The following is a 12,823-nucleotide window of genomic DNA, read 5'->3' on the forward strand; positions in this document are numbered from 1 at the left end:
TTCCCGTAAGCCGGATGCGCGCGTCATCCACCTCGAACCGGCCTACGGCCAGCAAGCTGCCATCGAGCAGGGGCCAGTCGAACGAGCCGTGGGTGTCATATGCCCGAAGAATCCATTCCGATTCCATACGCCCATTATCGCGCGTGATCTCGAAGGGGCCTTCAACAGTGCTGGTTCATTGTGACAGCATGCAGATATACATGGTTCTGAACATGGAGGTTTGATATGGCTATGCTGATCGTCCCCGTGGATACTTTGGTTCCCGTCGGCCGCTTCGGCCGCGGCACCGCGAGCGCCGAGTTCGCGAAGGTCGCGGACGACACGCCCGTCACCGTGCTCCGCAACAACGAGCCCGTGTATTGCATCATCAACGAGCATGACTACCGTCATTTCCGGGAATTGGAGGAAGAAGTCAAGGAGCTGCGCAACGCGGCGGCGCGACGTCAGGCGTTGAACGGCGAATACACCCACTCCTTCAAGTCCGTCGACGATATGGATGATTATTTCGATGCGCTCTGAACCACTGGCCATCGGCAAACTCAGCAAGGATGCTACGCTACAGTAGTAGCAAGGAAGCGACAGAATGGCGTCATTTTTCGAATGGTCGCCATTCTGCACAGATGAAAGCAATTCGGTGCTTTCTGGAGCGTCGTCGAGGAGTGCATCCATGGTCAATAAGCGAATGCCCGCAATGATTGCCGCAACGAGCCAAGGGACTTCGACGTCATGCATTGCCAATTCCGCGGATTTGGATGCGGACAGAACAGTATCCGTGTTTGACGAGGCGGCATTTGAGCAAGCGGTTATCCAACATCTGCGGGCCATGGGTTATGAGTGGCTGTATGGACCAAACGTGACGCGCATCGATGAGTCATATCGTGATGCCTTGCTACCTGGCGTACTGGAGGATTGCCTTCGTCGAATAAATCCCAAAGCCCATTCCGCTGCGCTCGCTGAAGCGATGCGAAAGATTTCGGATATCGAAGGTGTGGATCTTCTGTCTCGGAATATCCAGTTCATGGATTATCTCCAGTCCGGTGTTGAAGTGTCTTTCTTTGATGGGGAAAAGATGGACACTGATCATGTGCGAATCTTGGATTTTGAGCATCCGGAAAGCAATGTATTCAACGTGGTCAACCAGTGGACGTATGTCGAGTACGAGGAGAAACGTCCCGATGTGATCGTGTTCGTGAACGGCATGCCGCTGGTGGTGTTCGAGTTGAAATCGCCGTCCCGCGAGAACGTGGACGCCTCGGATGCCTACTTGCAGCTACGCAACTATATGAATGTCATACCCTCATTGTTCGCTTACAACGCGTTCTGCGTCATGACCGATATGAGCGATACACGCGTGGGCACCATCACGGCCAATGAGGATCGCTTCATGCAATGGAAGACCGCTGATGGTGATTACGCCAAGATCGCCAATAAGATTACCGTCCGATGGACCACCCTTCTTGATGGCATGTTCCCGAAAGAACGACTGCTTGACATCCTGCGCAACTTCATCTGCTTCTCCAAATCCGAGGACGGAACCGCAAAGATTCTTGCCGCATACCATCAGTATTTCGGTGTCCATAAGGCAGTCGAAAGTACCCTGCATGCCATGAGCGGTGATGGCAAGGCCGGCGTGTTCTGGCATACGCAGGGTTCTGGCAAATCACTGTCGATGGTGTTCTACGCTCACCTGTTGGCCGAACAAGTGAATAGTCCGACGATTGTGGTGACCACCGATCGCACGGACTTGGACGGCCAGCTGTATAGCCAATTCGCCAAATGTGCTGATTTCCTGCGTCAGCGGCCGCAGCAGGCGATGAGTCGTGACAACCTCATCGAGCTTCTGGACAATCGTCAAGCGAACGGCATCGTCTTCACGACGATGCAGAAGTTCAGTGAATCCGATGAACCGTTGTCCGAACGCCGCAACATCGTGGTCATGGCCGATGAAGCGCATCGCAGCCAGTATGGGCTGGAAGTGAAATTCCACGCGGATGGCACGCATTCAGTGGGCGATGCGCTGAAAGTGCGTCAGGCGCTTCCGAACGCATCATACATCGGCTTTACCGGCACTCCGATCGAGACGCAGGACAAGTCCACGCGTGAGATATTCGGCGATTACGTGGATGTGTACGACATGACCCAATCAGTGGAGGATGGTGCCACACGTCCTGTATTCTATGAGAGTCGTGTGGTCTCGCTCAAGCTGGATGAGAACGTGCTCCGTGAACTGGATGAGAAGTATGAGAATATCGCGGATGATGTCGATGAGCTGGCCATTGATCGCAGCAAACATGATCTGGCGACGATGGACAGTATCCTTGGGGCTCCGGAGACCATTGATTCCCTGTGTCGTGACATTGTGAAGCATTACGAGGGAAACCGCGCGGACGAACTTACCGGCAAGGCGCTGGTCGTTGCCTATTCACGAACCATCGCCATGCGCATGTACGAGAAGTTCCTTGAACTGCGCCCGCAGTGGGCAGACAAAGTGCATGTGGTCATGACCTCTTCCAATCAGGATCCGGAGGAATGGCACCGAGTTATCGGCAACAAGGCCCATAAGGTGGAGCTGGCCAAGGAGTTCAAGGACGATGACAGTCCGTTCAAGATCGCCATCGTGGTGGATATGTGGCTGACCGGATTTGATGTGCCGTCGTTGTCCACGATGTACGTGTACAAGCCCATGAAGGGCCACAACCTCATGCAGGCCGTGGCCCGAGTGAACCGAGTGTACAAGGGCAAGGAAGGCGGCCTGATCGTCGATTACATCGGCATCGCGGGTGCCCTGAAACGTGCGATGCGCGACTACACCAAGCGTGATCGTGAACGGTATGGCGACATGAACGTGGCCGACACCGCGTACCCGCTGTTCCTCGACAAGCTGAGCGCGTGCCGGGACTTCCTGCACGGATTGTCGTATCAGGATCGAATCCATACCAGTTCCGCCGAGCAGATGGCCGAAGCCATCGCGGATGGGGCCGATTATCTGCTTGCCCCGGAACGGGAGAAGGACCGCAAGGACTTCATCAAATGCGCCAAGGAGATGGCCCAGGCATTCGGCTTGTGCCGCAGCATGGTTCCCGACGAGCTGAAAATTGAGGAAGCATATATCGACGTGCTGCGCACGCAGATGCTCAAAGTGTTGAACGTTAATCCCGGCAACCCGCGGATGTCCCTCAAGGAAATCAACAAGCAGATCGCCGCAATCGTGGAACAGGGCGTGCACAATGAGGGCGTCATCAACCTGTTCGAGGATCGCACCGTGGAAGTCTCGTTGTTCGACGAGTCATTCCTTGCCGAAGTCGCGCAGATGAAGCAGAAGAATCTGGCGGTGGAGCTTCTTCGCAAGCTGATCGACGACCAGGTCAAGGCCTATCGGAAGAAGAGCGTAGTCCAGGCCGGCAAATTCTCGGAGATGCTGCAGAAATCGGTGAATGCCTATCTCAACGGCATGCTCACCAACGCCGAGGTCATCCAACAACTGCTGGACATGGCCAAGGAGATCATGGCGGCGCGAGAGGAGGGCAGGAAGCTTGGTCTCGATGAGGAAGAACTCGCTTTCTACGATGCGCTTACCAAGCCACAGGCAATCAAGGATTTCTACGAGAACGACGAGCTGGTCGCCATCACGCGGGAGTTGACCGATACGTTGCGCAGGAACCGCACGATAGACTGGCAGAAGAAAGACGACGCCCGCGCGCGCATGCGTCGTGCGATCAAGCGATTGCTGAAGCGGCACAAGTACCCGCCGGATGAGGTGCCGGAAGCCATTGATACGGTGATGCAGCAATGCGAACTATGGGTTGATTATGGAGAGGGTAACTGATTCATGGCAAAGAAAACAAGTACCAAGGCTCTTGGATTCGAGGAACAGATCTGGGACGCGGCCTGCAAGCTGCGTGGCAACATTGACGCCTCCGAATACAAGAACGTCGTGCTGGGTCTGATCTTCCTCAAGTACATTTCGGATAACTTCGAGGCCAAGCACGCCGAGCTTGTGGAAGAGGGAGAGGGCTTCGAGGAGGATCGCGACGAATACACTTCCGAGAACATCTTCTGGGTGCCCAAGGAGGCTCGCTGGGAGACCGTGGCTACCGCCGCCCATACGCCTGAAGTCGGTAAGGTCATCGATGAGTCGATGAGGCTCATCGAGCAGGAGAACAAGAAGCTCAAGGGCATCCTGCCCAAGAACTTCGCCCGGCCGGAATTGGACAAGCGCCGGCTCGGGGAAGTGGTTGATCTGTTCACCAATGTGAAGATGGCCGAAAGCGGCGATACGCATGATCTACTCGGCCGCACCTACGAATACTGCCTGTCACAGTTCGCTGCACAGGAAGGTAAGAACGCCGGCGAATTCTATACGCCGAAGTGCGTGGTGAAGACACTGGTCAATGTGATTGAGCCGTTCAAGGGTCGTGTCTATGACCCGGCGTGTGGTTCGGGCGGCATGTTCGTGCAGTCGGCAGAGTTCGTGCGCAACCATCAGGGCAATATCAACAACATCTCCGTCTACGGACAGGAGTCGAACCCGACAACGTGGAAGATGGCCATGATGAATCTCGCCATCCGTGGAATCGATGCTGACCTTGGCCCGAAGAACGACGACACATTCTTCAACGATTTGCATCGCACCGAACGATTCGACTATATTCTGGCCAACCCGCCATTCAACCTTTCCGATTGGGGCGGAGACAAGCTCAAGGACGATCCGCGCTGGGAGTATGGAGTACCGCCCGAGGGCAACGCGAACTTCGCGTGGATGCAGCATATGATTCATCATCTTTCCGTCTCCGGTCGTATCGGTCTGGTGCTCGCCAATGGCTCGCTGTCTTCGCAGACGAATAACGAGGGCGAAATCCGCAAGAACATCGTCAACGCCGGATTGGTGGAAGGCATCGTCGCCATGCCGACACAGCTGTTCTTCTCCACACAGATCCCGGTATGCCTGTGGTTCCTGCGTAAAGGACGCCCCACGGATGCCAAGACATTGTTTGTGGACGCCCGCAACATGGGCACGATGATCAGCCGCTCGCAGCGCACGCTTACCGATGAAGATATCCAAAAAATCGCGTCCATGTTCGACGCATTCCGTGACGGAGCATTGGAAGAGGAGAAAGGCTTCAGTGCGGCGGTCTCCATTGAAGATATTGCCAAGCAGGACTATATCCTCACGCCCGGCCGCTATGTCGGCATCGCCGAACAGGAAGGGGACGACGAGCCGTTTGACGAGAAGATGAAGCGTCTGACCGGTGAACTTGCCAAATGTTTCGAGGAGTCCAACCGACTGCAAGCCGAAATCAAAAAGAATCTGGGGGCGATTGGATATGAGCTGTAAGAATTACAAACTTTCGGAAGTTGTCGTTCTTGAAGATGCGCTGCGGGAGCCGTTATCTGCAAAACAGAGATCAAAAAGAAAAGGTATTTACCCTTATTATGGTGCTCAAGGCATAGTCGATTACTTGGATGATTATACCTTCCAAGGTGACAGGTTGCTAGTTGCTGAGGACGGGGAAAATCTACGTTCTAATAAGCAGCCTATTGCAAACTGGGCAACAGGAAAGTTTCGTGTAAATAATCATGCGCACGTGCTTTGTGAATCTGCGTTATGTAATCTTAAATATCTCCACTACCTCTTAAACGAGTTAGATTTATCGGCGTATATAACTGGTTCAACTCAGCCAAAATTAAGTCAAAAATCACTTTTGAGCATAGAAATTCACCTTCCTGATCGTGAACTGCAGGATAAAGTGGTTGCATTCATGAGACCGATTGAAAGTGAGATTACCTGCCTCACTCAGGCAAACGGCCATTTGTTGGAGATTGGGCAAAGCATATTTGACGAGAAACTTAAACTCTGTGATTTTACTGAGGGGACCCCAGGTTCACTTGGGGATATAGCGGAAGGTAATCCTCGACGGCAATTAAGTAAAGGAACAATAGCTAAATATATTGATATGAGCAGCCTATCCACTACAGGGCCATATCCCAATGGCTGGATTCAGAAAGCATATAATGGTGGTATGCGATTCACCAATGGTGACACGCTTCTCGCCCGAATTACCCCATGTTTGGAGAATAGTAAAGCATCCTATGTCAATTATCTCGATGAGAATGAAGTAGCCTTTGGTTCGACGGAGTACATCGTTTTAACTGGCAAAGATGAAATCCCGAACGAAATTTTCTATTTTTTGGTACGTAATAGCAACTTCATTGAATATATGGTTGGGCATATGAATGGAAGTAGTGGCAGGCAACGAGTTTCTGTGAAGGATGCATTGAGCTATCCAATTCATATTCCCGACGACAAAATCATAAAGACAATTGGGCATAGATTATCTATGCTACTGAATGCAGTAAATATGAATTCCAAGCAGATTAGGAAACTGTCACAATTACGCGACACATTGCTGCCCAAACTTATGTCCGGCGAGATTGACTTGTCGAAGGTTGAATTGCCTATGCCGTCAGCTCGAACTGCTCCAACAAATGGCCGTTTAGCTGATTAAGCAATTGGATTTCACGATCAAAAGAAGCGAGGAACTGCGAAACCTGCTGCTGAACGGCAATCGAAGGTAACTCTACAATTTGCTTCGCAAGAGTTCTCACTGACAGGCCAGGTTGTGCGGACTGGGCGGATAGATTCCCAAGGTGCATCGTCGACAGCAGATACGCGAGGTATCGCGTATCTGCTTTGTCGTTTGTCTGAACGACAACCGCATGCTCTGTCATGAAGGCGCGTCCTTCAAAGAATCGAACGTTCCCGCAGTTCGCCCCTTGTCGGCCGATGACGGCGCACTGACCGTCGAAGTTATATGTTGTTGTACGGCCACGTTCTCCGTTGCCGCCGATTACAGGGTATGCACCACTGTCGGAGAGCTCACTGGAACGGATCCCTTTGCCGCTGCTCAGACGAGAGCATATAGACGCGAGTTGGAATTCGGTCATCCCAAGTACCTCCTATGTGACGCCTTTACGTTGCTTTGACTGACCATTGCGTATTGCATGGTGGTATCTATCTTAACGTGGCCAAGCAGTTTCTGGACCTGTTCGACGGGCATACCCCGGTCGATGGCGTTGGTGGCCATAGTTCGACGGAACTTGTGCGGATGGATCCGGGGCAGTCTCAGCTTTCTGCCTAAAGAACGAAGCCGGCTTTCCACTGTTGAGATGGTGATGCGCTGGTGCTTTCCGCTCAATCCGACGAACAGAGCGGAATCGTCGTCGATGCGGGTACGTAGATATTCTTCAAGGTGAAGTTTCGTTCGTGCATCGAAGTAGGCTTTTCGTTCCTTGTTGCCTTTACCTTGGACGATGCACTCACGTTCGCCGAGGTCGATGTTTTCCCGGTTTAGTTTGACCAGTTCTCCGACACGCATGCCGGTAGAAGACAACAGGTCGATTATCGCGAGATCGCGTAGGGTCTCGCACCCATCGCGCAAACGTTCCATATCCTCATCGGAGATAGTCTCCTTCACGCGGACCGGCGTCTTGACTCGACGTATCTTGCGAGCTGGGCTTTTGACGATATAGTCCTCATCCTCCAACCATGAGAAGAACGTAGCCAGAATGCGTCTGATGTTGTCTATCGTAACCTTCCCTACGGTATGTGTTGCTTGATAATTGGTAAGGTATGAACGAAGCTGTTCGGTATCCACTTTGGTTAGGGGCATGTCGGTTTTGCTGATGTAGTATGCGAGTGTTGATTCATAGTACTGCAACGTGCGCTCGCTGCACCCTTCTAGCTCCTTTGCTGCCAGAAAGGAATCGAGGAGTTCTTTGGCTTCGCCTGCATCGTCAGGAAGTGCTTCCATCGCTAGTTGGCTCGAGAGAACGCTTTTGAGCTGCTTCAGCTGCCGCGCATCCAACACACTTTGCATAGCCTGTAAAATCGATTCGATGGTACTGCTTTCTACCATGTGGAGCCTTTCGCTTAATTCATGTATGCCTGTATACGTGTAGTGCAAACCGCAGAAAAGAAAGTTGTTGACAGGCAAACGGCCATTTGTTGGAGCAGTTCGAGCTGACGGCATAGGCAATTCAACCTTCGACAAGTCAATCTCGCCGGACATAAGTTTGGGCAGCAGCGCGTCACGCAGTTGCACCAAAGCAGCGATTTCATTTTCGTTGTTCTTAATCGCATTCAGTAGAGGTTCAGCGTATGAACTGAATGATTGTGCGCATTCGACTGAAGGAATCGGAGCAACAAAATGACGCATGGTCCTGCTGGACACCTCAATAAAAGTAGTACCCGAGCCTGCCTTTTCAATCTCCTTTGCATTGTCCTTCAAGAAGCAGAAAACAAATGATGTACCAATATTATTGAATGGCACAACTGATTTAAAGCCCTGGTTAGTGCATACCTCTTTCGCTGCGATTGCAACATATCCAACTGGAGCGCGCGAGCTAAATAAGACCGAACCAGCAGGCATCAATTTTGTACTACAGGATTGATAGCCAGCGTCGGTAATATCCGTTGCGCCATGCCCAATGAATAAATTTGTTGCATTAGAAAGATCTTTAGGCGTTATCCAGCTAATGCCGGAGTCCGCAAAATACTCTTTTCGCTTTTTTGATGGAGTTGCACCACCAACTACTGTGCCCAAGTCTTCGATGCAACCATATGTGTCAATGGAATCAACAACGTCACAATATTTCGCCATCAGCAACTCCAACAAATGGCCGTTTGTGCGCAATAATGGCTACTCGCTCATCTTGCTGTTCAAAGCCGTTTCAGTGGTTCGTTATGGTATTTGTGGATCGGATGCGATTCGGGCATGATAGCCCCTGAGAATAGCGAAACCGTCGGTAATCAACGAATCCTGAGAAAATAATGAACCGGCATCATTGCAATGAAAACATAATTAATGAAGCTCACTGAAAACCGGCGGGGCAGTCTTTCAGGTCAGCAAAGGGGTTAACCAGTCATTCTGGGGAATCGATGGTGTGGGGCCGACTCCTCGACAAGTCGGCCCCACACCACCAAATTGATGCGATTAAAGCCGTACCACCATGGCGCTCACATCATCAGAAATCGAAATCGTCCGGGTCGGCGCCGTTGCGGCGGCCGGTCTCCAGCGCGCTGACGGCGGCCATGTCGGCGGCGGTCAGGTTGAAGTCGAACACGTCGAAGTTCTGGCGGATGCGGTCGGCGTGCGTGGACTTCGGCAGGACGACCACGCCGCGCTGGATATGCCAGCGGATGACGACCTGCGCCGCCGACTTGCCGTACTTCGCGCCGATCTCGGCCAGACGCGGGTCGGCGAGCAGCGTGCCGCCGGTGCCGCCGAGCGGGCTCCACGCCTCGACGGCGATGCCGAGGCCGTGCGCGAAGTCGACGAGCTCCTGGTTCGCGAACTGCGGCGACGATTCGATCTGGTCGGCCGCGGGCGTCACGTCGCTGTCCTTCAGCAGCTCTTCGAGATGATGGCGCTGGAAGTTGCTCACGCCGATCGCCTTCGCGCGGCCGGAGGCGTAGATCTCCTGCATATCGCTCCACGCCTGCCGCCAGCCGTCCGCCGGCCAGTGGATGAGATACAGGTCGACGTAGTCGACGCCCAGACGGTCGAGGCTTTCCTGGAACGCGTCCTTCGCGCGGTGCGCGCGGATGTCGTCGTTCCACAGCTTTGTCGTGAGGAAGATGTCCCCACGCGGCACGCCGGAGCGGCGGATGCCCTCGCCCACGGACTCCTCGTTGCCGTAGATTCTCGCCGTGTCGATGTGACGGTAGCCGGCTTCGAGCGCCGCCGTGACCGCGTTCACCGTCGTGTCGCCGTCCGGCGTCTGGAACACGCCCAATCCCACCTGCGGGATGACCGTGCCGTTGTTCAATGTGATCGTCGACTGGATAGCCATGACGCTCCCTTCCTGCGCAATGATGCCGTAATGATGTCGCGGTGATGCTGACGCAACCATTCTACGGAGCGACGCACGGTAGGGTAGTGGGCATGAGTGCGAATTCAGCGATTGGCGTGGGCGGCGATGTGAAGGAGACCGGTCTCACGGCCGCCGAGGTGCGGGCGCGCGTCTCGTCCGGGGCGGTCAACAAGGTGAAGGACTCCACGTCGCGTTCGGTGAAGGACATCGTGCGCGCCAACGTGTTCACGTTGTTCAACGGGATCATCCTCGCGGCGATGATCCTCGTGCTCGCCACCGGATCGTGGAAGGACGCGGTCTTCGGCTTCGTCATCATCATCAACACGGGCATCGGCATCGTCACCGAACTGCGCGCGAAACGCACGCTCGACCGGCTCTCCATCCTCGTCGCCTCCGACTATCTCGTGCGCCGCGACGGACGCGACGTGACCGTGCCGCACGACGGCATCGTCATGGACGACCTGCTGTGGGTTCGCTCCGGCGAACAGGTTCCCGCCGACGCCGAGATCATCCGCGACTGGGGGCTGGAACTCGACGAGTCGATGCTCACCGGCGAATCGCGCACCGTCCGCAAACATGAGGGCGACGACGTCTACTCCGGCTCCACCGCCGTCTCCGGCATGGCGCTCACGCGCGTCACCGCCGTCGGCGCGAGGTCGTACGCGGCCACGCTCACCGCGAAGGCCAAGGTGTACAAGAAGACCGTCTCGGATCTCAACAAGGGCATCAACACGATCCTCAAGTTCATGACGTTCCTCGTCGTGCCGTTGTGCGTGCTGCTCATCATCTCCCAGATCCACACGGTCGGCGGATGGTCGGTCGCGCTCGCCACCGGGCAGTGGCGGCAGGCGGTCGTCTCCGCCGTCGCCGGCGTCGTCGGCATGATTCCGGAAGGACTCGTGCTGCTCACCTCGCTCAACTTTGCGGTCGCCGCGATGCGGCTCGCACGGCACGAGACGCTCGTGCAGGAGCTGGAATCCGTGGAGACGCTGGCGCGCGTCGACTGTCTGAACCTCGACAAGACCGGTACGATCACCGACGGCGGCATCGCGCTCGACCGGGTGGTCATGCTGCGGGATGACGGCGATGATGCGGGTGGCGGTGATGGCGATGATGGCGGCATTGGCGATGCCGGCGATGATGACGGTGTGATGGCCGGGGAGCGGGAGACGATGCAGGCGCTCTACGATCTCGCGAACGAGGAGCAGCCGAACGCGACCGGCCGCGCCGTGCTCGACGGATTGGCGAAGCGGGGGTACGCGCCGGGCGAGGTCGTGGCGCGCGTGCCGTTCTCGTCGTCGCGCAAGTGGAGCGCGGTGACGGTCGCGGGAGAGACCACCCCCAGTCGGCCTGCGGCCGACAGCCCCCGCCAGCGGGGGCGGAACGAGAAGGTTCGGCAGGAGTCCGGTGTGGTGCGCCAGCGGGGGCGGAACGAGAAGGTTCGGCAGGAGTCCGGTGTGGTGCGCCAGCTGGGGCGGAACGAGGAACGCGGGCGCACGACGACATGGTATCTGGGGGCGCCGGAGGTGCTGTTGGCCGCGTTGGACGGCGACCATGCGGCGCTGCTGGAACAGGTCGAGGCGATCGCGAAGGAAGGCAGCCGCGTGCTGCTCGTCGCGCGGGCGCGTACCGACGGACAAGGTGCGGTGCCCGGTTCCCGGCGGGGGTCCCTCCCTCAGTCGGCCCATGCCGACAGCTCCCTCGTCAGAGGAAGCCAAGATACGGTCGCGCTCGACCGGAGGGCGGTGCCGGTGGCGTTGGTGGTGTGCTCGGAGCGCGTGCGCGACGACGCGGAGGCGACGCTCGCATGGTTCCGCGAACAGGGCGTGCGATGCCGCGTCATCTCCGGCGACAATCCCGTCACCGTCGGCGCGATCGCGCGCAAGGTGCGGCTCGCGGGCGAGAGGGACCCGCGCATCATGGACGCGCGCATGCTGCCCGACGATCCGGCCGAACTCGGCCGCATCCTCGAGGACGTCGACGTGGTCGGCCGCGTCCTGCCCGACCAGAAGAAGCTCATCGTCGACGCGTTGCACGCGCGCGGCTACACGGTCGCGATGACCGGCGACGGCGTCAACGACGCGCTCGCCCTGAAGGAGGCCGACCTCGGCATCGCGATGGGCAACGCCGCGCCCGCCACCAAGGCCGTCGCCCAGGTCGTGCTCGTCGACTCGAAATTCTCCCACCTGCCCGACGTGGTCGCCCGCGGCCGGCAGGTCATGGCCAACATGGAACGCGTCGCCGGCCTGTTCCTCGTCAAGACCGTGTACTCGGCGCTGATCTCGCTCGGCGTGGTCCTCACGGCCATCCCGTACCCGTATCTGCCGCGCCACATCACCTACATCGGCGCGCTCACCATCGGCATGCCGGCCTTCATCCTCGCGCTCGCGCCGAACACGCGACGCTACATCCCCGGCTTCCTCAAGCGCGTCGTCGGATTCGCGCTGCCCGGCGGCATCGCCACCGCACTGTCCGTGCTCATCACCGCATGGACGCTGCCGCGCATCATGGGTTGGGACGTGGCCGGCTCGGCGGCGGACCTCGCCGCGCTGCGCGCCACCGAGGCGATCGTCCTGTTCGTCATGGGCGTGTTCGTGCTCGCCCGCGTCGCACGCCCCTTGAACGGCTGGCGCGGTGCGCTCGTCGCCGTGTTCGCCGCGGCCGGCGTCATCGGCATGTTCATCCCGTTCGTCGCACGCTTCTTCGCGCTCGTCGTTCCCACCGGCGACCTCGTCGCCCCCACGCTGATCGCGCTCGCCGGCGCTGCGGCCGTGTTCGCCGTCTGCATCGCCGTCGTGCCGTGGGCGTCGCGCACGGCGCTCGGCAGACTGCTCGGCCGCGCCGGCGGCCGGCCGGACGCGCGTTCCGGCGGACGCACGGACCGCCGCCGCGGCAGGTGAACGTTCACGCCGCACGCACGCCGCATCCGCGGCGCGGGCGGCGTATTGTC

At 56.9% G+C, this 12,823-nt stretch carries 8 protein-coding genes; 5 read left to right on the forward strand and 3 right to left on the reverse strand.

From position 1 onward, the window contains the following. Positions 1 to 225: 225 nt before the first annotated feature. The 4 genes from Uis4E_RS06560 to Uis4E_RS11865 all read left to right on the forward strand — a co-directional run bounded on the left by Uis4E_RS06560 (position 226) and on the right by Uis4E_RS11865 (position 6,506). Entirely contained in the window at positions 226 to 519 is a 294-nt protein-coding gene (locus tag Uis4E_RS06560; RefSeq protein WP_133125412.1) for a prevent-host-death family protein, read from the forward strand. A 148-nt stretch (positions 520 to 667) separates the two neighbouring features. Then, a complete protein-coding gene (locus tag Uis4E_RS06565; RefSeq protein WP_243394397.1) occupies positions 668 to 3,826 on the forward strand; it encodes a type I restriction endonuclease subunit R in 3,159 nt (1,052 codons plus the stop codon). 3 nt (positions 3,827 to 3,829) lie between these two features. Next, positions 3,830 to 5,335, forward strand: a complete 1,506-nt coding sequence (locus Uis4E_RS06570; protein WP_101622402.1) for a class I SAM-dependent DNA methyltransferase — start codon at positions 3,830 to 3,832, stop codon at positions 5,333 to 5,335. After that, complete coding sequence (locus Uis4E_RS11865; protein WP_165784888.1) at positions 5,325 to 6,506, forward strand: restriction endonuclease subunit S; 1,182 nt, start codon at positions 5,325 to 5,327, stop codon at positions 6,504 to 6,506. The genes Uis4E_RS06570 and Uis4E_RS11865 overlap by 11 nt, the downstream gene beginning before the upstream one ends. On the opposite strand, the gene Uis4E_RS06580 is transcribed toward Uis4E_RS11865, so the two are convergent. The 3 genes from Uis4E_RS06580 to Uis4E_RS06590 form a co-directional block, all read right to left on the reverse strand. Further along, a complete protein-coding gene (locus Uis4E_RS06580; RefSeq protein WP_101622403.1) occupies positions 6,457 to 6,945 on the reverse strand; it encodes a restriction endonuclease subunit S in 489 nt (162 codons plus the stop codon). The two genes, Uis4E_RS11865 and Uis4E_RS06580, sit on opposite strands and share 50 nt — an antisense overlap. After that, positions 6,942 to 8,660 carry a site-specific tyrosine recombinase/integron integrase gene (xerA, locus tag Uis4E_RS12470; protein ID WP_101622404.1) on the reverse strand — a complete coding sequence of 573 codons (1,719 nt, stop codon included), beginning with the start codon at positions 8,658 to 8,660 and terminating at the stop codon, positions 6,942 to 6,944. The genes Uis4E_RS06580 and xerA overlap by 4 nt, the downstream gene beginning before the upstream one ends. A 364-nt stretch (positions 8,661 to 9,024) precedes the next feature. After that, complete coding sequence (locus Uis4E_RS06590) at positions 9,025 to 9,852, reverse strand: aldo/keto reductase (RefSeq protein ID WP_101622405.1); 828 nt, start codon at positions 9,850 to 9,852, stop codon at positions 9,025 to 9,027. 92 nt (positions 9,853 to 9,944) lie between these two features. Between Uis4E_RS06590 and Uis4E_RS06595 the strand changes: the two genes are divergently transcribed. Next, positions 9,945 to 12,773, forward strand: coding sequence for an HAD-IC family P-type ATPase (locus tag Uis4E_RS06595; RefSeq protein WP_101622406.1), 2,829 nt, complete (start codon positions 9,945 to 9,947; stop codon positions 12,771 to 12,773). Positions 12,774 to 12,823 lie beyond the last annotated feature (50 nt).

It is taken from the genome of Bifidobacterium parmae, from assembly GCF_002860365.1.
Taxonomy (GTDB): Bacteria; Actinomycetota; Actinomycetes; order Actinomycetales; family Bifidobacteriaceae; genus Bifidobacterium; species Bifidobacterium parmae.